Genomic DNA, 25,324 nt, shown 5'->3' with positions numbered 1-25,324 from the left:
GTGCACCGATCCGGGACGCAGGATGCGTGATCGTCGCGCGGGCCACGTGTGGCTGCCGCTGTCCGCTCACCGGCGCCTTCAGCGCCGCAACGCGCTTTTACCCGCCGGTATGCCGCGTTGGCAGCTTGTTCCCGACGAGCAGGTGATCGAGAAGCGGCGAATGCGTCGCCTGCTCCAGCCGGTTGACGGTCTTGCGATCGAGCCCGACGCAGCCGGCCAGCTCCTCTTGGGTGAGCACGGCGTGCTGGCGGGCGGCGTGCACACGGTCCCCGATGGCCCGGCGGCGGGCGGGCACCCTGTCGGATGCTCGCCCTTCGGGGGATGCGGCCGCTATGTGGACTCGATCACGAAAAAGGCCCTCCGGTCGATGATGACTGGAGGGCCCATTCAGGCTCTCACCTGCGATTTTCTACTGGTGGGCGCGGACGGTTTCGAACCGCCGACATCTGCTTTGTAAGTTCAATTCGAGTGCCCGCGTGGAGGCCAGTTCTCTGTATCGGACGACCGTTTGCGACTGCCCAAGGTTGCTGCTGTTCGCTGTCGTTGATGTCAGCGTTGGATGTCAGAGGCCTAGTAGCCGGATCGGTCAATGGCGGTCATACAGGCCACTCTGAGGCCTCTGGAGGGTGCTGCCGACCGAGAGCGGTTGCTGTGGCTGCGGTACTTCTCTGCTGTACTGCTGGCCGAAGGACGGACCGATACGGGGCGGTGGAACGGTGAGCCGAGGCAGTCGCGGAGTGCTGGGAGTCGTGGGTACGGCAGCCGATGGGGTCGAGCAACTACGCACTGGCCTGGTCGAACCAGCGATCGCCCTCGGCTGGCAGGTAGCAGTGACCCTGACCCCGAATGCCGGCCGATGGCTGCGGGCAAACGGCGAACTGGACCGCCTGGAGCAACTGACCCGCCTCCCGGTCCGGGACACTCCCCGCCTGCCGGCCGAGACTCGCCCCCACCCGGTTGTCGACTGCTACGTCGTCGCCCCGGCCAGCGCGAACTACGTCGCCAAGCTCGCAATGGGCATCGCGGACAACCAGGCACTGACACAGGTGAGCGAGGCTCTCGGCACGATCGGCGTCCCCATCGTGTTGTTCCCGCGGGTCAACGCAGCTCACGTACGGCACCCGGCATGGGATGGGCACGTCGCAACCCTACGGAAGGCGCACGTAGAGCTCATCCACGGTCCTGACGTCTGGCCGCTCTATGAACCCCGCGAAGGGCCAGCGGTTCGACAGCTCCCCTGGACCACGATCACGGAATCCATCCAGCACGTGACCGACCAGCCTGCTCTACACCCGCGTTAGTTCGATCCCTGACGCGCTGACCGACGCCGCCCTACTGCTGTGCCAAGTCGCTCAGGGCTGCCACTGCACCCCGGTGTTGATCAGCCATCGATGTCAGAATCGGAACAACTGCGGGTATGGGCAGGACTCCAGGGGATCGTCCCAGCGCCCTGGCCCGTCCAAGACCTGAGCTTGGGAATCACCGATCTTCGGTCCTCCCGCAGCGCCCTGGCCAGGGAAAACGGGTGTCAGGGTGAATCTGACGGCACCCCGTGGCACCCGTGGTTTACCGCTACTCCCCGTCCTGTCTGGCACGGGAGTGGCACATGACCGAGACGCCCGTCGGCCTTCCTTGAATGACCCGGTGACGGCCCTACGGCTTCACTTCCGCCGCTTGGCCTTCGCCTTACGCTCGGCTTCCTTCCGCTTCTGGATCGTGTACGAGGACCAGTCGCCGCGGTGACGGTCACATCGGGGTGCCCCAACCATCGCAAGCCGCTGACACCTGGTCCCCTTCTGAGTATGCGCCCCACACCTGGACTGCGACCGAGCCACGATTCCCCCAGTGTCGGTGAACCTTCGGACCAGGTAAGCGTTGCGGAGGAGCAAGCCCCTCGGAAGGCGCACACCGATGCGCAGTCGATGCCGATCGGTGCCTGGCGGCGCACGCTTTCCAACTCTGCACGGCCCCGTTCGTCCTGGTTCACGGTCGTCCGCGGGCCGGGCCACTGGGTTGCTCGCAGGAGAGCTGAACGGCTGCGGACGGGACTGCTGGACTGCCCGGACGGGGATCCCTTCAGCTCAATGAGTGGTGTGCATCGTGAAGTTGCAGGTCATGGGTCTGGTGTGCGCGGGGTTCATGGTGCTCGTGCTGGTCGTGGGCGGATGACTTCGGCGAAGATCGTCGGTCTCGGGGAGACTTCGCGGTTCGTCAGGACCAGCAGGGTCCTCACCGGAGCAGTCGCCCACTTCTGTTCGGTGCGGACCTTGCCGAGAACGCGTGTGTGCGCTGATGTTGAACCGGGTTCGTTGGATCTGCACGAACGAGTGACCTGCGGCGTCGGGGCTGGGCGGGGAAGTCCCAGGAAATTTCCCGAAGTTGACGGTGGTACGTTCATGGACATGCCGATGGGATATGTGGCGACGACCGCGCTCTTCGCCTGGTGCACCTTCTTCGCCGTTGTCGCGCCACGCCGGCCCCGGCCACTGGCGACCATGAGCTTCTGGTTCGGCCTGGGCCTCAACGAGGTGCCGTTCGTGGGCATCTATGTTCTGGTGGCCTCCACGGCACTGGCCGCCGCCCAGGGCGATCTGGAGTCACCAGGCGCCAAGGTGGCGGCCGCGGTGGCCGCCGTCGTCACCGTCGGCCTTGCTGTCTCCGCCTGGCGGGGCCTGCGCACGGATCAGGTGGTCGGGCGGGCTCTTGAGCAGGGCCTCGGGACCGGCTGGCGGGATCGTGTGCACGTACCGCTGCGGCGCCACCGGCCCTGGGCCCGCATCCTGCTGCTGCCGGGCCTGATGCGACGGCGTGACGTGCAGCGGATCCCCAACATCCGCTACGGGGACGCCGGCCGCCGGAATCTCCTCGACATCTACCGCCGCCTCGACACACCACAGAACGCGCCGGTCCTGATCTACTTCCATGGCGGCCACTACACCAGCGGGGCGAAGAACCGCGAGGCACGGCCCCTGCTCTACCGGCTCGCCAGCCAGGGGTGGGTGTGCATCAGCGCCAACTACCGGCTGCGGCCCCAGACCACTTTCCCCGGCCACCAGATCGACGCCAAGAAGGTCATTGCCTGGGTCCGCGAGCACGCCCCCGAGTACGGCGCCGATCCGTCGAGGCTGTTCGTGGCGGGCAGCTCCGCCGGCTCCAACCTGGCGTCTCTGTGCGCGCTCACGCCGAACGACCCGGTGTTCCAGCCCGGATTCGAGTCGGCCGACACCTCGGTCACCGCGGCGATCTGCCTCTATGGCTACTACGGCCACTTCTTCGGCGAGGAGCCCGATGAAACGCCGTCCCCGTACCAACCGTATGCGTACCTCAACCCCGGTGCGCCACCATTCCTCATCGCCCACGGCACCAGGGACGCGCTGGCGACCGTCGAGGGCGCCCGGAACTTCGACGCCCAACTGCGCCGCGTCTCGGACAGCACCGTGGTCTACGCCGAACTGCCCGGCGGACAGCACGCTTTCGACCTGTTCCACTCCCCGCGCTTCGAGGCAGTCGTGGACGGCGTCGAAGCCTTCGCCGCCTGGGTCCTGGCTGCTCCGCAGCGCACTCCCGACTCAGCCCGTTAGGTCGTTTCTGATGGCTCTTGCTGGGTGGTTGGATCAAGGTCGGCGCTGAGCATGTGGGTCGTATGGTGCGGCGACGCGAACTGACGGATGCGCAGTAGCGGGAGACTGAGACCCGTGCATCGTGAAGTTTGCAGGTCGCGGGACTGGTGTGAGGTGCGGGCGGGATACTCGCGCTGATCGTCGGCCGGTGTCCACGGTGAAGATCGTCTGACATGTCGGCCGGGGTCGTTGTCGGGTTCGGCTGCGGTGACCGTGCTGCCGCTCTCACGATCCGTCACCGGGCCGGTAGGTCGAGAGGGCGTGGGTGTGCGGGAGCTGGAACGGATCACGGCTCGTCCGGGTGAAATGGACCCACTCGCCGAGGAGTTGGCCGATCAGCTGCAAGAGGTCCAGGCCGAGCGGGCGGGCTGCCGGGCTCGGCGCGATCGCCGACCTGGGGTTCGTCGGGCTCGACGACACCGGTCCTGACGCCGACCAGGCAGTGATCACCGGCTACCAGGCCGCCCGGAACCGATGTCTGACTTACAGTCAGAAACTGGCCAACCGAGCTCTTGCCGCAGTCCGGGCACCGGTGGATCACGGCTTCGCCCGCCTGAAGAACTGGCGGGTCCTCGGCAAGGTTCGCACCGACCCGAAGTGGGCGACCGCCCTGGTCAGAGCCCTGCTGGTCCTGACGAACCGAGAAGTCTTCACTGAAGTCACCCGCCCACGACCTGCACGAGCATCCCGAGCCCCGCGCACACCAGCCCCGTGACCCGCAACTTCATGAGGCACAGTGCTCAATGCCGTCCGGCATCGGCTCCAGGAGTTCAGGGCGGCTGTCCATGTCGGTGTCCGGCAATCTGTACGGCATCTTGATGCCGGGTGCACCCCCTGGTGAACGATGCTGTGAGAGCGGACTATGCCAGCGCGACGGAACAGTGGGGGAGACGGACGTGGTGGGCGGGGCACGAGAAGGTATCCGGCAATCCGCAGGAGGGGCGCGGCGCGTTCGCGCGGTCGGCCTGTTGCTCGTCCTGGTGTCGGAAGTGCTGTTCGCCCTCGTACCGCTCGCCGAGAGGGACAACCGGGCGTACGCCGCGGCGCCGGACTGCCCGGTCGGCACCCGGTCCGACACATGCCGGGCGGCCGTCGTGGCGGCCGTCACGGATAAGAAGACCGATTTCAGCGGGAAGACCCACAAATACTTCCTCACCCTGCGTTACGCGGACCGTCCCGAAGGGGCCGAGCACCGGGTGCGCATGGCCGGCTCGCTGCAGGTATACGAATCCGTGCGTCGCGGCGATCGTGTGACCGGCATCTACTGGAACGACGAACTCCGTGCGATCCGGTTCGGTTCCCTTGCGCAGGAGACCTATCGGTCCCCCGTCCACGACGGGCGGCTGCCCGGGGCGTTCGCCGTGGCGGCGCTGGCCTCCGGGCTAGGACTTCTGTCGTACTGGTGGTGGCTGCGGTATCGACCTGCGCCCAAGGGGGCCACACAGTCCTGGGAGCCCATCGCCGGGCTTGTGACGGGCTTGGCCCTCGCGCTCGGCGGCTTCCCGATTGTGCTGATGGGTTCCGACGATGGGGACGGGGGGACGAGCCTCAAGCTGATGGCCTGGGCCACCGCCCCGATCCTGCTGCTGTACGTCCTGTACAGCTGGTGGCCAGTGCGCCGGGGCGCGTCGAAGGTCGCCAGGGTCGCCCCACCGGGCGGCAGTGCCTGAGAGCGGTGGTGCACGGGACGTGCCCCACAGGAGGCCGGGCTGTTCTACCGCGCTCGCGCAGCCACGGTCTTCAAGACCGGTCCGCTTATCGCCACTACGAGCCTTTGACCTGGGCATACAAGTCCAGCAAGATCCGCATGCGTACTGCCTGGCCGGAGATTGGCCGACCGCTCCCGTCAGCGACTCCTTTGTCCCGCCCGACACCACACTCGCGGTAGTCGGTCGAACTGGCTAGAACCACCAAGAAGTCCACATCGCCGAGCATCGGAAGCAGGAGCAGAAGGCGCTGTGAGCTATCGGCCGGGCTTTCACTGCTGTTCTGTGCGGCCTCAGCGAGTATGGCGAGCTCCTTCCAGGACAGTCCGGGGCCGGCCTCGTCAGCGCCGCACTGGCCGAGGTAACCGAGTCGTCCCCACTCGGGGTGGCGGACGTAGAAGTCGACGTCACGATGTATGGCTGGATGCGCCGCCCATCGGTCACCGTCCTGCATGCAAGCCGCTGAACTTTGCCACCCGGCCTCATCCTTATCAGGTCGGTCACACACCCCCACTACGCCAGGGGATGCAGCCGGTTCAGCGGCCCCGGTGGTCGCTGTGGATCGGCCGTAACCGCCGGTGTTTGCTGCTGTTGGTGTCAGGTGCTGATGTCAGCGAGAGCCACGGCGCTTGACTCCCTCGGTCGCTGCTTACAGCTACCGGCTGGTGCGATAGCGCGCCCCGGCAGGACTCTGCATGAGGCGAGATTCGGTGACTGTCACAAGAGCAACGACTTGAAGAAACGCAGGGCCGTGGCCATCAGCGCCAGCAGTAGAACCCCCGCGATCACGGCCATGGCCGCGGCGGTCTTCCCCGCCTCGATCCATCTGTCATTGCGCTCGGTCATCGGCACCTCCCGGCGAGACTGTAGCGCGAGGTCGGTGGAGTCTTGATGGGCGAGTCAAGCGCCGCTGGGTGCGATCAGTAGCCGAAGAAGTGACATGCCGGGTCTCCGACCTGCGGTCACATCATCGATCGACGCCGTGACCTGCTGCTGAGCTGTCGGCAGTTGTCAGCGTTGGTCATCGTTGAGCGCCCTTCCACGGCCCCGAGACGGCCCCGGTAGGGCGCTCCGTGGTCGATGACATCCGCTTTAGGAGTTCGGTCACGGACCCGATCCCAGCCTGCAAGTGGGCTCCTTTCCCGGCCCGCTTGGGACGAGGAGTGCCGCTCAAGTCCAACGTCGTCCCCGCTTGTTGATGTCAAGAGTGGATGTCAGATGCCGCTACCCGGGCTCATCGTGCCGGACCGACCTCCGGCGGCGCCGAAGCATTACTCGTCCGAGTCGTAGAGAGGCGCGAACGGCAGATGGATCTTCGCATCGCACGAACGTTCGTTCCCGGACGCTCGGGACGGGCGGTGGGGTGATGTCAGGCAACCGGGCGGTGGTGTCGCCGCGCTGGAGGGCGGCGTGGCGTTGATGCTGGCTGTCATCGCGCGAAGGAGGCTGTCGTAGGCATGGACTCTGGCTTCGATGCGGCGGTGCTGCACGCGCTGTTCACTCAGCCACCCATCGGCCTGCATGTACTGGATCCGGAGCTGCGGATCGTGCGTTTCAACTCCGCCGCGCCCGGTGTCCATGGCCTCGACCTGAGTGACGCGGTCGGCCGTACCTGGCGCGAGCTGGGATTCGGCGCGGACGATGTGGAGAGCATGCTGCGCACGGTGCTGGAGACGGGCGAGGCGGTGACCGATTTCCGGTACCGGGGCCGTCTGGCCGTCCTGGGCGGCGTGGAGAAGGTGCTGTCGGTCTCGGCGTGCCGTCTCCAGGACGCCGAGGGGCGCACGCTGGGGGTGGCCGGCACGGTTGTGGACATCACCGGGCCGGATCGCGCCGAGCAGCGCCTCAAGTTGCTGTACCGGGCCGGTGAGCGGATCGGGAGCAGCCTGGATGTGTTCCGTACGGCGCAGGAACTCGCCGATGTCGCCGTGGGCGAGCTGGCCGACCTGGTGTCGGTCGGTGTTCTCGATGCCGTGCTGCAGGGTGAGGCGCCGCACCCAGGACCGTTGGTCGACCCAGTCACCGTGCGCCAGGCAGGCTTCCGAGCGGTGGAGGCGATCACGGCGGTTCCGACCTTTTACGAGGTCGGGAATGTCAGGGTGATTCTCCGGGGCAGCCCGTACGCGCAGGCCCTCAGCGACCTGCGGCCCCGGCTCGTTCGGCAGCTGAAGGCCGACGACCCGTGGCTGGTCCGGCATCCGGTGCATGCCGAGATGGCGCGTAAGGCGGGGGTGCACTCGCTGATCGCCGTCCCGTTGGCCGCGCGCGGCGTGGTGCTCGGCATGGCGACCTTCTACCGCGGCCCCGGGTCACCGCCCTTCGGCGACGCCGATCTTGGCGTCGCCACCGATGTGGTGGCCCGGGCCGCGGTGTGCGTCGACAACGCCCGCCGCTACACCCGTGAGCGCACGCTCGCCCGCCTCACTCAGCGCGCCCTGGTGCCTGACCGGCTGCCCTCGTACACCGCTGCGGAGACCGCGTACACCTTCCTGCCTCTGACCTCCAGCGGCGTCTGGTACGACGTCATCCCACTCTCCGGTGCACGCATCGCGCTCGTCGCGGGCGATGTGTCCGGCCACGGCCTGTTCACCGTGACCACGATGGGCCGGCTGCGCACGGCAACCAGCGCCCTGGCCGCGATAGACCTGCAGGCCGACGAACTCCTCGAACGCCTCCACGCCCTGACCGAGCAGCTCGCCCGCGAACACCCGCCCGTCGAGAACTCCGACCAGTCGGAGCTGACGGCGACCTGCCTCTTTGTGATCTACGACCCCGTCACCCGCACCTGCACCCTGTCCCGGGCGGGACATCCTGCGCCCGTCCTGGCCCTGCCCGACGGCAGCATCCACGTCATCGACGTCCCGGCGGGGCCGAACCTGGGACGCGGCGTGGCCTCCTACCGGTCCACCAGCGTGGACCTGCCCGAGGGCAGCATCCTCACCCTCCACAACGCGGAACTGCTGCAGGACACCGATCAGGACCGGCTTCCCGCCTTCCAGACCGCCTTCAGTACACCCCCGGGCCTGACCGGCAGCCTGCAGGACATGTGCGACACCCTGATGACCTCACTGCTCCCCGACAACCCCGCCGACGACGCCCTGCTCCTGCTGGCCCGCACCCGCTCACTCGGCCCGGACCAGGTGGCCTCTTGGACGCTGCCCCACGAACCCGAGAGCGCCGCCGCAGCCCGCCGCCTGGTCGCCGGCCAGCTCACCGACTGGGACCTCGACGACTTCACTTTCAGCACCGAACTGATCGCCAGCGAACTGGTGACCAACGCCGTCCGCTACTCCACGGGGCCGGCAGAACTCCGGCTGATCAACGACCGTGCGCTGATCTGCGAGGTCTCCGACAACAGCAATGCCGCCCCCCAGCTGCGACACGCGGAGGACGACGACGAAGGCGGTCGCGGCCTGTACCTGGTTGCGCAACTGGCCCAGCACTGGGGTGCCCGCCGCACCGGACGCGGCAAGACCATCTGGACTGAGCAGGCCCTGCCCTGACGCTCCACGACCGTGCGTTGCTGGGGGTCGCGGTACTGCGCTGCTGTAACGCTGTGCTCAGAACAGGAAACGACGGAGCTGTTCCGCTGGAGTACTAGGCCGCGGCTTCCTCCAGCAGCTTCTGGAAGGCAGGCGTGGCCAGCAACTCGGCATTGGCCGGGTTGTCCAGCGCCGCCCGGAACTCGGGGGTGTCCAGCACCTCCTGGAACGCCTCGTCCACGCGCTCGTCCTTCCAGATCTGCTGAACGGTCAGTTCGGGATAGGAGCTGACGAAGACCCCCGCGGGCGCCTGGTGGGCGACGAACCAGTCCTTCACCCCTGGATCGCTAATGCCGGGGAACCCTTCGCTGTGCGAGAAGACCCTGTCGAAGTGGGCCCCGACTACCGTCCTGGCAAAGTCGTCGATGTAGGTGTCCCAGGAGCCGTCGAAGACGCTGGCGAACATAAACCGGGTGTCGTTATCGAAGATCACGTGCCGTGCGTCGTGCAGGGTGCCGATCTGGCGCAGCGCCGCACGGGCCTCCACGTCATCCGACCCGCTGGCGAGCGCGGCGAGATCCTCACGCAGTGCATCCGCATGGCCCGGCTTGATCTTGGTAAAGACGGTGAACTCGCCACACACCCCATCCGTCCTGCCCGGACGCTCGGGCTGAGCTGGCTGGGTTGCACCTGTCGTCGCAGCCATCGTGAGATTCTCCTGCCACGGATAGGGCCGAGGGTCGCCAAGCGCCCGGATATGAGGCTCCATCGCCCTCACCTCTTCATCCTCACTCCACACGCGCCGCCTCGCACCCCTGGCCATGAGCGATGCCCGGCTGCGAACATCCGCGGATGAGACTGCTAGCCCGCTCGGCCGGCACCCCTAAGCGCTGAGCTTGGGAATCACCGCGCCGTGCGTCGGCATCGGTTAGCTGACCAGCTGAAATGGGTGCCAAGGCGAACTCTGGGGCCCGCGCTGGCGCCCGTGGTTGACCGTGGTTCCCCGCCCGGTCGGGCACGGATCGGGCACGGCCACCCTCTGATCCGTTGCTCTAGCCGAATCGTTCGACGACGGCCATACCGGTCGCTACGAAGCCCCAGAAGGATCTGGGCGCAGTACTCGTTGCCCCCGCCGACCGCCTCGAAGTTCTGGCGGGTCTGACAGTCGGTCTTGTGGCGGCTGCTGGGGCGGGCCGCTGGGTGTTGTGGCGGCCAGGGAAGATATCGGGATGGTTGATCAGGTTCCTGCAATGCCGCTGGGGGTGCTGACCGACGAGGCGCAGGCGTTTGCGCTGGTCGGTGGTGCTGAGGATACCGAGCGTTTCACGTTCGGTGGCGCGACGGTCGTGATCGGTCCGGCGGGAACCGTGATCGTCACCGACGCGGGTGACAGGGGCCCGGACAGGAGCGGGGTGTGGAACTCGGAGGAGGTCCGTCTGTTCGGCCCGGCGCCGGCACCGGTCACTGAACGGCTCACGGGGCGGGCATGGAAATGGGGCGCGGATGACGAGGTGTTGCCCGTGCACCTCATGGTCCGTATCGAGGACGGCCTCCTGTACCTGGGCGTCAGCCGTACTGTGAGTGCTGCGACGGCTAAGCGGCCCGGCTGCACCGACTACGAACTCACCCGCTGCGTGGTGCGGCTTGAAGTGCCCCTGAGCAGGTTCCTGCTCGACCGGGTCCGTCCGCCACTGCCTGCGGTGAATCTTCCAGGGCTGGAATGGCTCCGGCACGTGAATGGCGACCGTGCCGTGGCGCTGGAGCAGTTCGTCACGGACTGGTACCCCACCACCGACACTGCCGACACGCCTTCCACCGGTCTGCCGTTGGCACCCATACCCGATGGCTTGAGACAGCTCTACCGGCTGGCAGTGCAGCGGCCGGCGGCTCTTGGAGTGCAGAACAGGATCCATCCCGAGTCGGCCCTGCGCACTGACGACCGTGGAGAAATGCTGGTTTTCGGTGTCGAGAACCAAGGAGGATTCGTCTGGTCACTCTTGTGGACGCTCGGCGGTGGAGAGACCGATCCGACCGTTTGGTTCTGCGACGACAGCGAAAGGCCGATCGCCGAACAGGAGCCGCTCAGTGGCTTCCTCCTTCAGTTCTCACTCTTCGAGGCCGCCATGGGCGCGGACTACCTGGCGCTGCCTCGCAGCCTTGAACTCACGGCACACCAGGTTGACCAGCTCACCAAGCGGCTTGAGCCGGTTCCGCTGCGACCCTTCTGGCCCTGGGGCCCCACCCGTTTCTATGTGGCGCCGGGCCTCATCATGCACGTCTGCGAAGCAGGCGATAACAAGTTCGAGGCGTGGGCCGGTGCCACTCACCGCAGCGCTCTGGCTCTGCTGGCTGATGCCACCGTCGAGTGGTCTCGCTTCGACGGATGACATCGCCGCGTTGCAGAGCTGCAGTGAGGTCGATGGGGTCTCCATAGGCCAGTTAACCCCTGATCGATCTTGAAAACCGGGGCCTCCCCCCAAGGCCGGGTAGTTAGCGTTCTCGCAGGTCACGCAAGGGGTGTTAACGGGTTTCTGATGTAGAGCAACGGAGCTCGTTGGTACAGGCAGTCGTCCAAGACAGCTTGTCCCGCAAGGAGCTCCGTTGCCCTTTCATTGTGTCCTGCCGCCTGCGCTGGCGACCATCACCCGTACGGTCACTGTGGCCGGGGGCCGGTTCGCGCCCGGCCATTTGGGGGAGTTGACGCGGATCGTTCCGTTTGAGCTCGTCGACGCGGTCTTGTCGGAGACGAGGACCGTGCAGCGGCGGCTGCGTGATCTGCCCTCACGGGTCGGGGTCTACTTCCTGCTCGCGATGTGCCTGTTCCCCGAGGTCGGCTACCGACTGGTCTGGGACAAGCTGACCGCCGGCCTGGTCGGGATGCCGGTCGTCTGTCCGACCGCGAAGGCGTTGCGTGACCTGCGCCGGAGACTCGGTAGTGCGCCGGTGCGGGCGTTGTTCGACGTGCTGGCCGGGCCGCTGACCCAGCCAGGGACGCCGGGGGTGCGGTTCGGCCCGTACCGGACGGTGTCGTTCGACGGCTGCAGTTCGCAGAAGGTCCCCGACTCCGAGCGGAACCGTTCCTGGCTGGGGAGGACCGCCCATCATGGCTATCCGACGCTGGAGTTGATGACGCTGGTCGAGACCGGCACCCGGGCCCTGATCGGCGCGGTGTTCGGTCCTACTGCCGAGGGTGAGACGAGCTATGCCGGCCGTCTGCTGCATCTGCTGAGGCCGGACATGCTCGTACTGTGGGACAAGGGGTTCGACGGCAACGACTTCCTCGCCGCGGTGACCGCTACCCGTGCCCAGGTCCTGGGCCGGCTCCGCAACAACCGGCGCACCCCGGTCCGGTCCCGTCTCCTCGACGGTTCGTATCTGTCGGTGATCGGCACGGTGAGGGTGCGAGTCATCGACGCGCAGATCACGGTGACCTGCGCGGACGGCACCGTCTTCACCGGGTCCTACCGGCTGGTCACGACCTTGACCGACGCCCGCCGCTACCCGGCGGCCGTGCTGACGGGTCTCTATCACCAGCGGTGGGAACACGAATCGGCGTACTACGCGCTCCGCCACACGATCATGGACGGGCGCCTCCTGCGCTCGGGTGACCCGATCGGTATCGAGCAGGAGATGTGGTCCCTGCTGACGCTCTACCAAGCGCTCCGGATGGTCATGGTCGACGCTGCCGAATCCGTCCCGGGCACCGATCCGGACCGCTGCGGGTTCACTATCGCCCTCCAGACCGCCCGTGACCAGGTCGTCCAGGCCGCCGACATTGTCACCACGGCCGCCGAGCCGGTCGGTCTCATCGGACGCCGGGTTCTGGCCGCCTTGCTGCCGCCCCGGCGGCAGCGGGTCAGCACCCGCAAGGTCAAATCACCGGTCTCCCGCTATAGCGAGCGCCTCGACGACGGCAGGCCCGACACCAGTCGCACCGTCATCGACCTCGACGTCACCGTCCTCGCACCCGCTGCCGAAGAGCGCCCCTGCCCGATGTCTCACGAGACGACCGGCACACTCACCGGTCACCACACAGCCGCCGGGAACGTGTCCTGGAACTGCTCCGGGCTGACCCCGAACGCCGCTGGCCCGCCCGCGAACTCGCACAGCACCTCGGCGACATCACCCTCGGCACCATGTACAGACAACTCTCCCGCTGGACCAAGGACGGCCACCTCCGAAAGCACGGCCCCGGCATCTACACAGCCGCTACGCAAGAGCCGATCAACTCCCTTGCATGACCTGCGAGAACGTTAACTACCCGGCCTTGGGGGAAGCCCCCTAGACCCAATACCGTTCAGTTAGTGGACCCGGATGGTGATGTGGGGGCTGTGTTTGGGCTGGGGCCAGTGTGCGTGGTGGGAGCGTTTCGCGGCCCATTTCAGGACCTTGCGTTTGACGACTCGCGGGTGTGAGCGTTTTCGGCGGGGTGGGTTGAGGTGTTGGGTGAGCCATCGGATGGCGTGACGCCATGCTGCGTCGGCCGTGTCAGCGCTCGGAGGGGAAAATGCGCCCTGCGCGACTGAACGGCGGGCGATGCGGAGGGCTTTGACGAAGGAGACTCTGTCGGGGTCCTGGCCGGTGTGCGCGGCGGTGTCGGCCATCAGGGTGCGGATGGCGTAGTGGCAGCACAGGTGTCCCCAGATTTCTTGCTGGACAAGGTCGGGGGCTTTCGAGCGCAGTACCGCGCGGGGCCCGCGTTGATGGGTCTTCAGTTCGTCGAAGGTTGTCTCGATCTCCCATCGTTGGGCATAGACGGCTGCGAGGTCCTCGGCGCCGACGTCGGCCGGGTCGAGGATCGTGGTCAGCAGCCGGTATTCCTCGGGGTTGTCCCGGCCGTCATCGACCGTGTAGTCGATCACTCTGACTGTGAGCGGCTGCGTCGTGGCCCGGTTCGTGCCCGACGTCGGGACGATCCGGGCCAGCCAGGACCCATCGGCCAGTGTTTCCAGATGCCGGGGCCGCAGGTTCGTTTTCACTCGCCACAGAAGATCCGCGCCCGTGGCGGCGGCCTGCTGCCACAGACGGAACCCGTAGAAGCCCCGGTCGGCCAGGACCAGTTGGCCCAGCTCCAGCCGATCGACGAGCTGCCGGGACAACTCGATCTCCGACACGCTGCACGGGCCGGTGGCAGCGTCGAAGACGGCATGAGTGCCGCATTCCGCCAATGCCACCAGGCGGGCCTGCGGAAACGCGGACTGCTCCCCCCGGCTGGAAGCCGGCCGCCCGAAGAATTCTGCGTTGGCTGCCGTGTCTGCCACGTCCAGGCACGTCCCGTCGATCGCCACCAGACGACGCCCGGCCAGCCACGACCCCGGCGTGTCCGGCCCCGCCAGCGGACGCGCAACCCGCGCGAAGAGATCCCGCACCGGCTCGAACCCCAGACGAGCCCTGGCCTGGAAGATCGCCGACTTCGAGGGCGGCGTGAACGACTCCGACCACCCCGACGCCCACGACAGCCCATCCGTGAGCTGCGCGAACACATCCTCGTAGGAGCCATCCGAATACAGCGCCATCCCCATCGAGAAGTACGCCATCACCCGCGCGGGCAAGGACCGGTGACGCCGCTCAGTACGCCCCGCCTCCTCGATCACCGCGTCAACCACATCTGCGGGAAACACCCGCGTCAGCAACCCCACAGACACCAAATCCGACAACCGGACATCAGAAGACGGCTTCACCCAACCAGAACGCGGCATCCCCCTACAATAACCCAGAAGCACTTAACTGAACGGTATTGCCCCTAGACCGATATCAGCAGCAGTACCGGCCGCAGTTCCTCGCCGACTACACGTAGAGCACTGTAAGCCTCTCGATGCGAACTATCGGCACGACGGTCACTGAGGGCTGCCGACCTGTCCACGCGGGCTCTCGGGGCCAACAGCGGTTGCTGATAGTCGCTGTGGTTGCGGTACTTCTCTGCTGTACTGCTGGCCAAGGGGACGGACCGACCTGGGGTGGTGGAACCGTGAGTGCAGGCAGTCGCGGAGTGCTGGGAGTCGTGGGCACGGCAGCCGATGGAGTCGAGCAACTACGCACCGGCCTGGTCGAGCCAGCAATCGCCCTCGGCTGGCAGGTAGCCGTGACCCTGACCCCGAATGCCGGCCAATGGCTGCGGGCAAATGGCGAGATGGACCGACTGGAAGCCGTAACCGGCCTGCCAGTCCGGGATACGCCTCGCCTACCGACCGAGGCTCGCCCCCACCCGGTCGCCAACTGCTACGTCGTCGCCCCCGCAAGCGCGAACTTCGTTGCCAAGCTCGCGATGGGCATCGCCGACAACCAAGCACTGACGCAAGTGAGCGAGGCGCTCGGCACGATCGACGTTCCCGTCGTGGTGTTCCCGCGGGTCAACGAAGCACACATACGGCACCCAGCGTGGGACGGGCATGTCGCGGCCCTACGGAAGGCGGACGTAGAGCTCATCCACGGTCCTGACGTCTGGCCGCTCTATGTACCCCGCGAAGGGCCGGCGGTTCGACAGCTGCCCTGGGCCGCGATCATGGAGTCCATCCAGCACGTGACGGCCAGGGCTGCTCGACACCCGCTTTAGGAGTTTTACCAACTGAACGGCCCGCCTGGGCGCCAAACCGATGACACAGCACGGTGAGTGGCCCAAGAGCCGCTCAGGAGCGATCGAGTGCGCTGACGTTGCCGTCAGACACTGCAGTCACCACAACCTTGCTGATCGATGAGGCCAAGCGCTTAGAAGGCGCTTGGTGGGTTGGGTGTCATACCCCTGCTGACCTGCTCCTCTTCCCGTGCTTGGCGTCTCGTCGACCGGCCTTCGGCACGCATTCGACAGGCGGCAGAGGCCGGGCTAACAGCGCGTCTCGCAACCTTGGGCGGATAACAAAAGGCGTCCGGTGCGGTGCATCGCAAGGCGGCCGAACAGCGTCGCACTGGGCCGTACTCGGCTGATTGGCCAACGAAGCGAGGTGCCGGTGCCGTGCGTCGCGGGCATCGGAGGTCTTCGACCTGTGATCATGGAGCGTTCGTTGAAGGTCCAGGTCGTGGGGCGCCGCCGTGTGACGCTCGCGGGAACGCGCTGTAGGTGATGTGGTGAACTGGTTGGCCTCGCTGCCGACGGTGGTATTGGTTGTTGGCTGGCTCTTCCTTGCCCTACTGGTCGCGGCCGTGGCGCGGGTCGGCGTCCGGGCGCTCGTACCGGTCGGGGAACAGGATCGGGTGCCCCAGATTGCCATGCCCCTGATGCCTACACTCGGCGCCGCCTTCGCGATCTTTGCGGCACTCTCGCTGGCCAGCGAGGCCAGCTACCTGCGCGCAGCAGAGCAGTTGGTGAGCGACGAGGCGGCCGCAGCCTCCCGCCTGGCGTGGTCGGCGACAAGTCCGCGAGTCCAGTCGGAGCCGATCCATTCGGCACTGCTGGACTACCTGCAGGCCACGCGTGTCAGGGAATGGGAGGGTGCGGCAGCGGCGTCCGGTGACGACCCGGCCACCGCTCACGCGATCACGCGGCTGGAGCGGAGCGTGCGTGCCGAGGCGGCCCGGCCTGAGCTGGGAACCCCGGCGAGCACGGAGCTGCTGGTTTCCCTGGACAGCGTCACCAATAGTCGTCGCGCACGCGTTGCGGCTGCCTCGCGCGACGTACCCGCGCTCTACGTTGTCACGCTTGTGGTCGGCGGACTGGCCTTGATCGTGAACGCCGGCGCACTCACCTTCCGCAGCAGCCTGCGAACGTCACTGCTCGTTCTGGGCGTTGCGAGTGTGGTCGGGCTGAGCCTGGCGTTGCTCTTCGCACTCACCGCGCCCTGGAGTGGACCGCTCACCGTGAGTGGGCATCCACTCGACGTCATCATCGGGGACCTGAAGTCCGGCTTCTTCGAAGGCGGGTCTTAGGCGGCGGGCGGGATCAGTGCGCCGACGGCGAAGCTTGTTCGCGGCCCGGACGACGCCCCACGACGATCTCCAAGATCGACCCTTGGAGGCAGCCTGGCGGGCAACGGATGGCGGATCAATTCGGGTTAACCATCCGAGCCGAGCCACTAGATGCTCCTGGGGCACACCTGGGGGAAGGGGCCCCGGGAACGCCGCGGGATTTGAACCCACGACCCCTTCGCCCCGAATAAGGTCCGAGCGAGAACTGCACCTGGCATGCCACACATCGGCCCAGGTCAACGCGTTGGCATGAGTTGGTGTGGCACTGCGGGCGGAAGATGCGGGGAGAAGATCTTCTCCCCGATTTCTCCCAGGTGCGCATCATCCGCCTACCGCTCTGCCGTCAGTAGTTTCGATCCACGGCGAGAGCCCGTTTTTCGTCGGCTTCCCCGATGATCGTCACGAAGATTGCCGGTAGCCGATCTTCCTCACGGCGACTATTGTGGATGGTTGTTATTGGAGACCTCCACTCCTAGGACGGCCGGTCTTTTGATGCGCGCTCTGCCGAGTGTGAAGCTCCTGCTGGGAGCGGCGTTCGGCCCTACGAGGTGCTGAAACACCGTTTGTGAACGAGCGCCTGTCTTTCGCTCCGGTAGTCGAAGGGAGAAAGTCATGCGTGGCAAGCGGTACCTCGTCCGGCTCAGCCCACTGCTCATCGCTTCTCTGGCGTTCCCAGCAGGTTTCGCCGCGGAAACGGCCAGCGCCTCACCCCCAGCCGCTGTGGCGGCATCGGCCCCCGCGAAGGCAGCGCCCACGACCATCGACCAACCGCGTTTCCCGGGTCAGCAGCAACAGCAGCAGGGCGGCCTGCCGTGCTTCTTCGATGGGCAGCAACAGCAGCAGGGCGGCCAGCAGCAACAGCAGGGCGGCCTGCCGTGCTTCTTCGATGGGCAGCAACAGCAGCAGGGCGGCCAGCAGCAACAGCAGCAGGGCTAGTTAGAGCGTGCAAGGCGCAGGATTGCCCCTGCTAGTAGCGAATCATGGGGTTGAGCTGCGCACTAGCGTCTAGCAGTGGGCGCGAGAAGACCCCAGTTCCGCTTGGAAACCGGGGTCGAGGGGCTCGCCCTGGGAGCTAGCGCCGGCCTGCCAATCCTGCAGGTCGACCACGTCAAAGACCTGGCCAAGGGCGGGCCCGACGCCCCATGGAACATGATCGCTCTGTGCCCGAGCTGCCACGCTCTCAAGACCTACGGCGAGAACAGGGAAAAGCTCCGACACCTCCTCGCAGCTACAGCACGCCGCCTCCACGCGGCGAAGCTCAGCTAGCGCCTAAGCAAGAGGCCCCTGTCTTAAGCTTGATCTTTAAGGCTGCTGCTCGGCCCCGCCGCGTCTAGGCATATCCGTTTTGCGCTGTTTCTTGCCGACTGGGTGGCGGGGTGCGGGGGTGGAGGTGCGGCCCTTGGGGCGGCCTGGGCCGGGGTGGGAGGCTTTCGGCGCGCGGGCCGGGGTGCCCAGGATCCGCCGGATGCGGGGATAGCCGCGCCGGACCCGGCCGGGGGTGAGCCGATCCGGTGTCAGGGGCTTTTCCCAGGGGCGCCGGAGGTCCTCGGTCAGGGGGCGGGCGAGACGGAGTTGCGCGTAGGCGGCGAGGATCAGCCACACCCACCGGTCGGCCTGTTCGGGGGTGCGCAGGCGGGGTCGGGTCAGGCCGAGGGTCTGCTTGAAGAAGCGGAAAGTGTGCTCGATATCGAACCGTCGAAGGAAGATCCGCCAGAGGCGGTCGACGTCGTGCGCGGTGGCGTCGGGGTCGCTGTGCCACAGCCATAGCGGCTTGGGGGCGCGGTTGCCGGGCAGGTGCTCGACCGCCAGATGGACCAACGTTCCCTCGACGAGGGGGAGTTCGCCTTCGTGGTGGGCCCAGGAGCCGCGCCGGTCCAGCTTGGGGTGCAGGCGGCCCCAGCAGCGGGCGAGGACCTGGCCGAAGCGGTCGTGGACGCCGGCCGACTCCTGGACCGGGGCCGGGTGGGCGGCGGGGTCGGCGAGGCGGAACTCCGCTCCATGTCGGGGCGGGCGCCCGGGGTTCGTTCCGCGGCGCTTGCCGGCCGGGGCGCGCATCACCCGGTCGGCGCGGATGCGGCCCAGCAGCCGCACCGGCTCCTCGCGCAGCAGCCAGGTCAGGCGCACGAGGTCGTAGCCGGAGTCCAGGACGAACAGCACCGGCAAGTCGCCCGGTCGCCACTGCCCGGCCCGCTCCAGGCGGGCGACAAGGTCGCGGATCTGGGCGGCGGTGACCTCGGTGGGATCGTCCTCGGGCCCCAATCGCACCGCGTCCAGCGGCCCGGTCCACGAGGAGCGGCCGCCGCCGAGGGCCGCCGCGACCTGGTAGGGCCAGCCCGGGATGGTCTGACGCACCCCGTCGCACCGGCACGGACGGTGGCAGTGCAGCCGCTGGGGCGAACACTCGGCATCCGGACGCGGCCACGGAGTGACGTCCAGCGCGATGGACAGCTGCCCGTCCGCCCCGCGCGGCAGTACGAGCCCCGCCAGGGCCATCCGAAGCCGGGACACGTTGATGTGCCCCTGGGCCAGCGCGTCGTACATCGCTCCGTGCCCGCGCCGATGCACCCCCGACAGCGAGAGTTCCGGCAGGGACGTCACCGGCCCGTCGGCGCACAGCACCGCGTCCATGAGCTCGAACAGAGCATCCGCCCGCAACGTCAGGCACTCGTACAGCTCACGGCGAAACCGGGACAACCCGGCCAGGGCCTCGACGCGCACGGCGCCGTCTTGCAGACTGTCCATCACGGCCTTTGGTTGATCAACGTGTCTCTTGGCGGAAACACATGATCAAGCAGAGGCCGCCCAGCTGTCAGGCGAACGACAAACCCCACCAAGAAATGATCTTGGTGGGGTTTAAAGCCAAGTTAAGGTCGTGCGAGGAGGCTGTGCACGACGGGAACGGGTATCAAGACCGGGCAGCGGGAGTAACTGACGATGCACTGACCTGCGCTTACGCCCGAGGCAGCACCCCGGGCGTCTCGCCTGGCCCACACATGGCCCACGACTGGCCAGTCCAAGTCGATCACGTTCTGGGCCCGGCGTCGCAGGGCGCTGGCAGGTAGCCCACACTCTGAGCTTGGGAATCACCGGGCCTTGGGCCCCCATCGGTGAGCTGACCAGCGGGAACGGGTACCAAGGGGAACCCTGGAGCTGGCCTTAGCACCCCGTGGTTGACCGTGGTTCCCCGCTCAGTCGGGCACGGATCGGGCACGGGCACCTTCTGATCCGTAGCTCTATGCAGCTCGGTCGCCAGTGGTCATATCGGCTGCATCAAGGTCCTACAGAGGCGGTGCAAGTCGCTGACGGCTGCTGTAGTTGCGGTACTTCGCTGCTGTACTGCTGGCTGAGAAGAAGAGCCGGTTGCACTGGACTTCAGGGGAGCGCATGCGGTGGTCGACGCTTGGGGCGACAGTCGTGGGCACGGTGATCCCGAACGCGATTGCGAGGTCAGTTGATCTTGTACGGCGAGCGACGGGACTGGGTCAGCTCACAACCGTGCACGAGCTCCCTAGAAGAAGAAAAGAAACCCGCCGAAGCCGATCAGAAGAACCCCGATCACAATCGATCCTTTTCTAGTTCGGCGGACTTTCTGAGCCGCATCGTGATTCCCCTTCTCGCGCTCTTCGCGAATCACTTTGGCAGTAAGAAGGGCAAAGCCGAGGAACAAGCATCCCAGCAGTACCAGGAAAACCCCCGAAACCCCCATCAAGACTTGCGTATTACTTTCTTCCGCAAGGTTGATCATTCCCCGCCCTCCGCCTGGACAACCCGTCGTGGCTACCGCCCCGCCAGCGCTCCCAATACTGCTGCCACTCCAGCGTGCATCGAACGCAGATTAGCTGCGAATCGCGACGTGCACCCTGACTTTCGCCATACCCACCACTCTCCCCAGCTCCCATCCCGTCCGCCGTCGGCCCACACGTCTGTGGAGCGGGCGTGGTTCATGGCGTCCAGGTGGAGCGCGCCACTGTACGAACGACCTGGACGCCATGGGCCGCGTCTGCTCGGCTCTGCCTGGGTCGATGGTGGACGGGATGGGAGCCCCCAACGCTCGCCACGATGTGCCCGCGGCCGGGAACGGCGCCCCCTCCATCCCGGTGCCGGCCGATCCCCCGCCGGAGGCATCGTCCTTGACCGTGGGGCGAGTACGTCAGGTGCTCGACTCATGCCACCGGGCCTATCCACATGTGGGCGGGCGTCGGCGCAGCCGGGGCGGAGCGGGCCGAAGGCAGGAGCGGCGCCCCGAGCGGAGCCGGGAAGCCCGCCCGGCGGAGCGGAGCGCAGCCGGGTGCTTGAACCCGTAGAGAAGATTTCCACTCACGCAATCCAGCGCGACGCGACGTGCCCGAGGGACTGCCGTCACCTACTACCGTCAACGCCCCCGCAGCGGCTCGCTGCGGGGGCGTTATGGCTGGTGGGCGCGGACGGTTTCGAACCGCCGACATCTGCTTTGTAAGAGCAGCGCTCTACCCCTGAGCTACGCACCCGTGGATGAAGGAACAGCGTACATGGCACAGGGCCCATGCTCACAAACGGTTGTCCGGGCCGACGGGGAGACGGGGGATATCCCCACCCCGCTTACGGTAGCCGCCCGGATTCTCCCCGGGCCGGCGCGCTCCCTACGGTGGAACCACACCGGCGGGACAGCCCGCCGGACCGGATGGGGGATCGATCACCATGGCACTCCGCACCCGCACCGGCGCCCGTAGCCGGCCCCGCGCGCTCGTCGCGTCCGGCGGAGCTGTCCTCGTCGCCCTGGCCCTCACCGGTTGTGGCAGCGCGGACGTGGACGACGCGCCGGCCGAGCACCGGTCGTTCGCGCTGAGCGGGAAGACGCTGACCATCGAATCCGGCGGTACGACCGTGGAGCTCGTGCCGGCCGATGTGCGCAAGGTCGAGGTGACCCGGCGCGTCGACGGGTGGGTGGTGCTCGGGAACGGGCCCGATGCCCGGTGGTCCATGCGGGACGACACGCTCACGCTGCGGGTGAAGTGCGACGCGTTGATCAGTAACTGCGGGTCGCGCCACCAGGTGAGGGTGCCGCGTGGTGTCGCGGTGACGGTGAACGGGGACAACGGACGGGTCGTCGCGTCCGGGTTCGACACTCCGCTCACGCTCCACTCCGACAACGGAAGGGTGACCGTCCGTGACTCCAGCGGTCCGCTGAAGCTGGAGAGCGACAACGGGGGCCTTGTCACGGAGCGGATCTCCAGCAGGTCCGTCTCCGCGCGCTCGGACAACGGGGGGATCCGGCTCGGGTTCAGCGCTGTGCCGGATCTGGTGGACGCCGTCAGCGACAACGGCCGGGTGACCATCGATCTGCCGAGCGGTTCGGAGGCGTACGCGGTGACTGCCACCGCGAGGAACGGGCGCACCTCGGTGAAGGTGCCGCGCAGCGACGGCAGTCCTCATGTGGTGAAGGCTCACAGCGACAACGGTCAGATCACGGTGCGAACGGCGAACTAACCGGCCCGTGTGTTCGTCCTTACCTGGTGGGAGAATAAACCGGGCAGGGCGAAACGGCACGGGAGAGGGATGTGACGGCGACACACGCGCGGCCGCGGGCAGGAGCGGGTGGCATTTCCGCCGTCAGGGACGTCCTCGCATTGATGCTGCTTCCGGTGCCGTTGCTCGCCGCCACGGTGCCGGCCGCTTTCGCCGGTGGAGGTACACGGCGTTGGTTCGGCGGCCGTGGGGAGAGTCAGCGTGTCGAGGCGCAGGCGGCTAAGGATGCGGCCGCGGAGGCGTTCTACGAGCTGGACACCGCTCAGCGCGATCTGCAGATCTCGATCGAGACGATCACCGCGGTGGACAGTTCGCCCGCCGCGCGCAAGGTCGTGGACGACTTCGCCGCTCTGGGGCGGCGGATCGACGAGGCGAGCCATGCGTACATCACGGCGGTGGACGCGCACGACCTGGACCGGGACGATCTCGAACCGGCGATCGCGGCGCGTGCCAGGACGGAGCTGACGGGTGCCAAGGACGAGCTCGTACGGGTCAAGGGAGAGCTCGACCGGTTCGCCCAGGGACTCGGTCCGCTCCTGGGAAACGCGGAGACACAGCTCGCCCGGCTCGCGCCCGCCGTGGAGCGGGCCCGGCAGGCGCTGCTCGGTGCGAGCAATGCTCTCGACGCGGTGCGCGCGTCCGGGCTGCGGGCGGACGATCTCGCCGCGCGCCTGGCGGCCCTCGCCCCCGAACTGACCAAACTCAACCAGGGCGCCGGCCGGCACGGCGTGCCGGAGACGCTGCTCCGCGCCGATCAGGTGCTGCGCAGTGCGGAGGCCATACGGGCGGAGGCGGCGCAGCTTCCCGAGCGTGCCGCCGAGATCGACCACCGGCTGGTGTCGCTGCGTACCCGTGCCCAGGCGCTGACCACCCGCGCGGGCTCGGTGGAGCCGGTGCTGAGTGAGCTGAGGCGGCGTTTCTCGGCCGCGTGCTGGCAGGACCTTCAGCCGGTTCCGGAACAGGCGGCGGTCAATGTGCGGCAGGCCGAGGAGAAGCTCAAGGAGGCGGCCAAGGCGCGGGACGAGCAGCGCTGGGCGGATGCGACCTCGCGGCTCTCCACCGTACGGGCCCTGCTGAACGCGACGGACGAGGCGGTGTCCGCGGCCGGTGACCGGCTGCACCGGCTCGACGCCGTGGCCAAGGATCCGCAGCAGGAGATCCAGCGGACCCGGTTCGCGATCCGGGACGCGCAGCGTCTGGCCATGGCGGGCCGCAACACGCCCGACCCGCGCCATGCCCGACCGCTGGACGACGGAGTGGCCAGGCTGGAGCGCGCCGTCGCCGGACTGGAGGGCCGCCACCCCGACTACTGGCACTTTCTGACCGAGACGGAAGCGGTGCGGCAGACAGCTGCGAGGGTGGTCTCCGAGATCCGGGAGGAGCGTGGCGCCGGGGGCTGAGCCGAGTTGTCGGGGCCCGGGGCGGGGCGGATCATGGTGGTTGTCCGAAGGAGGCCGCCATGGCCCACACTCATGCCCCGCGTCTCCCGCAGCTCCCTCATCATCCGCAGCGAGCGGCGCGAGGACCGGCAAGACCCGGCAGAATGGCCCGGCTCGACGAACATCTCCCGGTCGATCACCGGCTCAGCAGTGTCTACCGTGTCGGGGCAGGGCTGATGGGACTGGTGCTGCTCGCCTTCGGCATCCTGGGGCTCATCGACAAGATCGGCTTTTTCGACACGGGTGGCGCCACCGTCGCGGGCCTGAACACCAATGGCGCGCTCAGCGTCCTGTCCATCTGCGTCGGCCTGCTCCTGTTCACCGGAATGGTGATCGGCGGCAACTTCGCCTCGACGCTCAACATGGTCCTCGGGATCGCGTTCATCCTCAGTGGCTTCATCAATCTCGCGCTGCTCGACACGGACTACAACTTCCTGGCCTTCCACCTGCAGAACGTGCTGTTCAGCTTTGTCGTCGGGCTGATGCTGATGATGTTCGGGATGTACGGGAGGGTCAGTGGCGGGCTCCCGCACGACAACCCGTACTGGCAGGCCCGCCATCCCGAACAGGCAGCTCAGGAGCTGCGCCGCCGTCGGCGGCAGTCCATGCCGATTGCCCGGTCTTAGGAGCGGTGCCGTCGGGGCGGTGCGCCCTCCCCGTACCGCCCCTGGGTCCTGTTGCCGGATACCACTGCCGGCCGGCGCCGCCGGTTAGCCTGGGGTCATGCCTCGTTACGAGTACCGATGCCGCTCCTGCGGAGACACGTTCGAACTCAGCCGTCCGATGGCCGACTCCTCGGCCCCTGCCTCCTGCCCTGCCGGGCACGAGGACACCGTGAAGCTCCTCTCCACCGTGGCTGTGGGCGGGGGTTCGGCCAAGAACGCGCCCGCCGCCCCGTCGGGTGGCGGTGGCGGCGGGGGCTGCTGCGGTGGGGGTTGCTGCGGCTGACCCGGCCGCGGCGTCGAACGGCTCGACCCGGCGGGCGGGCGGCGCTACCTCCTGCGGGAGAGTGTCAGCCCGTCCGCCACGGTGAGCATCACGCTGTCCATCCGCGGGTCGGCGGCCACATGCTCGTTGAACTCCTTGATCGCCGCCGCCCCGCCGGTCACCTGCGGGTCGGTCACGCCGCCGTGGAACAGCACGTTGTCGGTGACGACGAGGCCGCCTTGCCGCATGCGGGGCACCAGCTCCTCCCAGTACGGGATGTAGTTGCCCTTGTCCGCGTCCAGATAGGCGAAATCGATGTGCGGTTCGGACGGCATCGCCCTCAGCGTGTCGAGCGCGGGGGCGATGCGCAGCTCGATCCGGTCGGCGACGCCTGCCTTCTCCCACGCCTCCCTGCCGTAGGCGGTCCACTCCTCCGAGATGTCGCAGGCGATCAGCCGCCCGTCGGCGGGCAGCGCCTGCGCCATGGCCAGAGCGGAGAACCCGGTGAATGTCCCGACCTCGACGATGTGCCGGGCCTCGGTCAGCCGTACGAGGAAGGCGAGCAGTGGCCCCTGCTCCTCGGCGGACTGCATGCCGGCCTGATCGGGAAGGCGCGCGTATGTGGTCTCGACGAGCTCCCGCTGCACCGCGTCGAGCGGGGGGTTGTGCGCCAGCATGTACGCGTACAACTCGTCCGTGATCTTGGTTTCGTTTCCCTTGGACATCGCAGACTCTCTCTGTGCGTG

At 67.5% G+C, this 25,324-nt stretch carries 21 protein-coding genes, 1 tRNA gene and 2 pseudogenes; 16 read left to right on the top strand and 8 right to left on the bottom strand.

Features of this window, described 5'->3' with window-relative positions; all coding sequences use genetic code 11:
• Positions 1 to 22: 22 nt before the first annotated feature.
• The 3 genes from OG972_RS49290 to OG972_RS28265 all read left to right on the top strand — a co-directional run bounded on the left by OG972_RS49290 (position 23) and on the right by OG972_RS28265 (position 3,581).
• Complete coding sequence (locus tag OG972_RS49290; RefSeq protein WP_323135901.1) at positions 23 to 457, top strand: hypothetical protein; 435 nt, start codon at positions 23 to 25, stop codon at positions 455 to 457.
• A gap of 259 nt (positions 458 to 716) precedes the next feature.
• Positions 717 to 1,301: a flavoprotein gene (locus OG972_RS28270; RefSeq protein WP_266986090.1), complete on the top strand. Its 585-nt coding sequence runs from the start codon at positions 717 to 719 to the stop codon at positions 1,299 to 1,301.
• A gap of 1,095 nt (positions 1,302 to 2,396) precedes the next feature.
• The gene (locus OG972_RS28265; RefSeq protein ID WP_266986088.1) at positions 2,397 to 3,581 is read left to right on the top strand and encodes an alpha/beta hydrolase; all 1,185 of its coding nucleotides are present in this window, start codon (positions 2,397 to 2,399) and stop codon (positions 3,579 to 3,581) included.
• Positions 3,582 to 3,845: 264 nt separating this feature from the next.
• Here OG972_RS28265 and OG972_RS28260 read toward each other — a convergent pair whose 3' ends face one another.
• Positions 3,846 to 4,040, bottom strand: coding sequence for a hypothetical protein (locus OG972_RS28260; protein ID WP_266991060.1), 195 nt, complete (start codon positions 4,038 to 4,040; stop codon positions 3,846 to 3,848).
• 34 nt (positions 4,041 to 4,074) lie between these two features.
• On the opposite strand from OG972_RS28260, the pseudogene OG972_RS28255 reads away from it, so the two are divergent.
• Positions 4,075 to 4,266: pseudogene (locus OG972_RS28255) on the top strand (transposase family protein); the annotation flags it as partial.
• Positions 4,267 to 4,600: 334 nt separating this feature from the next.
• Positions 4,601 to 5,290: a hypothetical protein gene (locus tag OG972_RS28250; protein ID WP_266986086.1), complete on the top strand. Its 690-nt coding sequence runs from the start codon at positions 4,601 to 4,603 to the stop codon at positions 5,288 to 5,290.
• 753 nt (positions 5,291 to 6,043) lie between these two features.
• On the opposite strand, the gene OG972_RS28245 is transcribed toward OG972_RS28250, so the two are convergent.
• Entirely contained in the window at positions 6,044 to 6,172 is a 129-nt protein-coding gene (locus OG972_RS28245; RefSeq protein ID WP_266986084.1) for a hypothetical protein, read from the bottom strand.
• 611 nt (positions 6,173 to 6,783) lie between these two features.
• Here OG972_RS28245 and OG972_RS28240 point away from each other — a divergent pair.
• The gene (locus tag OG972_RS28240; RefSeq protein WP_266986082.1) at positions 6,784 to 8,829 is read left to right on the top strand and encodes a SpoIIE family protein phosphatase; all 2,046 of its coding nucleotides are present in this window, start codon (positions 6,784 to 6,786) and stop codon (positions 8,827 to 8,829) included.
• 94 nt (positions 8,830 to 8,923) lie between these two features.
• Here the strand turns inward: OG972_RS28240 and OG972_RS28235 are convergent, their stop codons facing one another.
• Positions 8,924 to 9,514 carry a hypothetical protein gene (locus OG972_RS28235; RefSeq protein WP_266986080.1) on the bottom strand — a complete coding sequence of 197 codons (591 nt, stop codon included), beginning with the start codon at positions 9,512 to 9,514 and terminating at the stop codon, positions 8,924 to 8,926.
• A gap of 523 nt (positions 9,515 to 10,037) precedes the next feature.
• On the opposite strand from OG972_RS28235, the gene OG972_RS28230 reads away from it, so the two are divergent.
• Both OG972_RS28230 and OG972_RS28225 read left to right on the top strand, forming a co-directional pair.
• The gene (locus OG972_RS28230; RefSeq protein ID WP_266986078.1) at positions 10,038 to 11,195 is read left to right on the top strand and encodes a hypothetical protein; all 1,158 of its coding nucleotides are present in this window, start codon (positions 10,038 to 10,040) and stop codon (positions 11,193 to 11,195) included.
• A gap of 214 nt (positions 11,196 to 11,409) precedes the next feature.
• Positions 11,410 to 13,065: a transposase domain-containing protein gene (locus OG972_RS28225; RefSeq protein ID WP_266986076.1), complete on the top strand. Its 1,656-nt coding sequence runs from the start codon at positions 11,410 to 11,412 to the stop codon at positions 13,063 to 13,065.
• A gap of 242 nt (positions 13,066 to 13,307) precedes the next feature.
• On the opposite strand, the pseudogene OG972_RS28220 reads toward OG972_RS28225, so the two are convergent.
• Positions 13,308 to 14,507: pseudogene (locus OG972_RS28220) on the bottom strand (IS4 family transposase); the annotation flags it as partial.
• A 269-nt stretch (positions 14,508 to 14,776) separates the two neighbouring features.
• Between OG972_RS28220 and OG972_RS28215 the strand changes: the two are divergent.
• From OG972_RS28215 to OG972_RS28200, 4 genes are all read left to right on the top strand, one after another.
• Complete coding sequence (locus OG972_RS28215; RefSeq protein ID WP_266986074.1) at positions 14,777 to 15,361, top strand: flavoprotein; 585 nt, start codon at positions 14,777 to 14,779, stop codon at positions 15,359 to 15,361.
• A 509-nt stretch (positions 15,362 to 15,870) separates the two neighbouring features.
• Entirely contained in the window at positions 15,871 to 16,668 is a 798-nt protein-coding gene (locus tag OG972_RS28210) for a hypothetical protein (protein ID WP_266986072.1), read from the top strand.
• A gap of 651 nt (positions 16,669 to 17,319) precedes the next feature.
• Positions 17,320 to 17,643, top strand: coding sequence for a hypothetical protein (locus tag OG972_RS28205; protein ID WP_266986070.1), 324 nt, complete (start codon positions 17,320 to 17,322; stop codon positions 17,641 to 17,643).
• Positions 17,644 to 17,718: 75 nt separating this feature from the next.
• On the top strand, positions 17,719 to 17,973 hold the full coding sequence (locus tag OG972_RS28200) for an HNH endonuclease signature motif containing protein (protein ID WP_323135900.1): 255 nt from the start codon (positions 17,719 to 17,721) through the stop codon (positions 17,971 to 17,973).
• A gap of 36 nt (positions 17,974 to 18,009) precedes the next feature.
• On the opposite strand, the gene OG972_RS28195 is transcribed toward OG972_RS28200, so the two are convergent.
• From OG972_RS28195 to OG972_RS28185, 3 genes are all read right to left on the bottom strand, one after another.
• A complete protein-coding gene (locus OG972_RS28195) occupies positions 18,010 to 19,449 on the bottom strand; it encodes an NF041680 family putative transposase (protein WP_266977986.1) in 1,440 nt (479 codons plus the stop codon).
• A gap of 766 nt (positions 19,450 to 20,215) precedes the next feature.
• A complete protein-coding gene (locus tag OG972_RS28190) occupies positions 20,216 to 20,452 on the bottom strand; it encodes a hypothetical protein (protein ID WP_266986068.1) in 237 nt (78 codons plus the stop codon).
• A gap of 667 nt (positions 20,453 to 21,119) precedes the next feature.
• A tRNA-Val gene (locus tag OG972_RS28185) sits at positions 21,120 to 21,194 on the bottom strand.
• A gap of 190 nt (positions 21,195 to 21,384) precedes the next feature.
• Here OG972_RS28185 and OG972_RS28180 point away from each other — a divergent pair.
• The 4 genes from OG972_RS28180 to OG972_RS28165 all read left to right on the top strand — a co-directional run bounded on the left by OG972_RS28180 (position 21,385) and on the right by OG972_RS28165 (position 24,599).
• Positions 21,385 to 22,173 carry a DUF4097 family beta strand repeat-containing protein gene (locus OG972_RS28180; RefSeq protein ID WP_266986066.1) on the top strand — a complete coding sequence of 263 codons (789 nt, stop codon included), beginning with the start codon at positions 21,385 to 21,387 and terminating at the stop codon, positions 22,171 to 22,173.
• Positions 22,174 to 22,244: 71 nt separating this feature from the next.
• Positions 22,245 to 23,612 carry a hypothetical protein gene (locus OG972_RS28175; protein WP_266986064.1) on the top strand — a complete coding sequence of 456 codons (1,368 nt, stop codon included), beginning with the start codon at positions 22,245 to 22,247 and terminating at the stop codon, positions 23,610 to 23,612.
• A gap of 143 nt (positions 23,613 to 23,755) precedes the next feature.
• Positions 23,756 to 24,277, top strand: coding sequence for a DUF4383 domain-containing protein (locus OG972_RS28170; RefSeq protein ID WP_266990752.1), 522 nt, complete (start codon positions 23,756 to 23,758; stop codon positions 24,275 to 24,277).
• A gap of 97 nt (positions 24,278 to 24,374) precedes the next feature.
• Positions 24,375 to 24,599, top strand: a complete 225-nt coding sequence (locus OG972_RS28165; RefSeq protein WP_266986062.1) for a zinc ribbon domain-containing protein — start codon at positions 24,375 to 24,377, stop codon at positions 24,597 to 24,599.
• A gap of 44 nt (positions 24,600 to 24,643) precedes the next feature.
• Here the strand turns inward: OG972_RS28165 and OG972_RS28160 are convergent, their stop codons facing one another.
• Positions 24,644 to 25,303 carry an O-methyltransferase gene (locus OG972_RS28160; protein WP_266986060.1) on the bottom strand — a complete coding sequence of 220 codons (660 nt, stop codon included), beginning with the start codon at positions 25,301 to 25,303 and terminating at the stop codon, positions 24,644 to 24,646.
• Positions 25,304 to 25,324: the final 21 nt, after the last annotated feature.

It is taken from the genome of Streptomyces sp. NBC_01669, from assembly GCF_026339735.1.
GTDB classification, from domain to species: Bacteria; Actinomycetota; Actinomycetes; order Streptomycetales; family Streptomycetaceae; genus Streptomyces; species Streptomyces yanii.
This window is presented reverse-complemented; position numbering and strand designations above follow the sequence as displayed.

What these genes read in the sequence shown, in the direction of transcription:
- OG972_RS28160 (WP_266986060.1), bottom strand. Translation starts at nt 25,303, where the DNA reads ATGTCCAAGGGAAACGAAACCAAGATCACGGACGAGTTGTACGCGTAC.
- OG972_RS28170 (WP_266990752.1), top strand. Translation starts at nt 23,756, where the DNA reads ATGGCCCGGCTCGACGAACATCTCCCGGTCGATCACCGGCTCAGCAGT.
- OG972_RS28195 (WP_266977986.1), bottom strand. Translation starts at nt 19,449, where the DNA reads ATGGACAGTCTGCAAGACGGCGCCGTGCGCGTCGAGGCCCTGGCCGGG.
- OG972_RS28180 (WP_266986066.1), top strand. Translation starts at nt 21,385, where the DNA reads ATGGCACTCCGCACCCGCACCGGCGCCCGTAGCCGGCCCCGCGCGCTC.
- OG972_RS28240 (WP_266986082.1), top strand. Translation starts at nt 6,784, where the DNA reads ATGGACTCTGGCTTCGATGCGGCGGTGCTGCACGCGCTGTTCACTCAG.
- OG972_RS28235 (WP_266986080.1), bottom strand. Translation starts at nt 9,514, where the DNA reads ATGGCTGCGACGACAGGTGCAACCCAGCCAGCTCAGCCCGAGCGTCCG.
- OG972_RS28230 (WP_266986078.1), top strand. Translation starts at nt 10,038, where the DNA reads ATGGTTGATCAGGTTCCTGCAATGCCGCTGGGGGTGCTGACCGACGAG.
- OG972_RS28165 (WP_266986062.1), top strand. Translation starts at nt 24,375, where the DNA reads ATGCCTCGTTACGAGTACCGATGCCGCTCCTGCGGAGACACGTTCGAA.
- OG972_RS49290 (WP_323135901.1), top strand. Translation starts at nt 23, where the DNA reads ATGCGTGATCGTCGCGCGGGCCACGTGTGGCTGCCGCTGTCCGCTCAC.
- OG972_RS28265 (WP_266986088.1), top strand. Translation starts at nt 2,397, where the DNA reads ATGGACATGCCGATGGGATATGTGGCGACGACCGCGCTCTTCGCCTGG.
- OG972_RS28190 (WP_266986068.1), bottom strand. Translation starts at nt 20,452, where the DNA reads ATGATCAACCTTGCGGAAGAAAGTAATACGCAAGTCTTGATGGGGGTT.
- OG972_RS28205 (WP_266986070.1), top strand. Translation starts at nt 17,320, where the DNA reads ATGCGTGGCAAGCGGTACCTCGTCCGGCTCAGCCCACTGCTCATCGCT.
- OG972_RS28245 (WP_266986084.1), bottom strand. Translation starts at nt 6,172, where the DNA reads ATGACCGAGCGCAATGACAGATGGATCGAGGCGGGGAAGACCGCCGCG.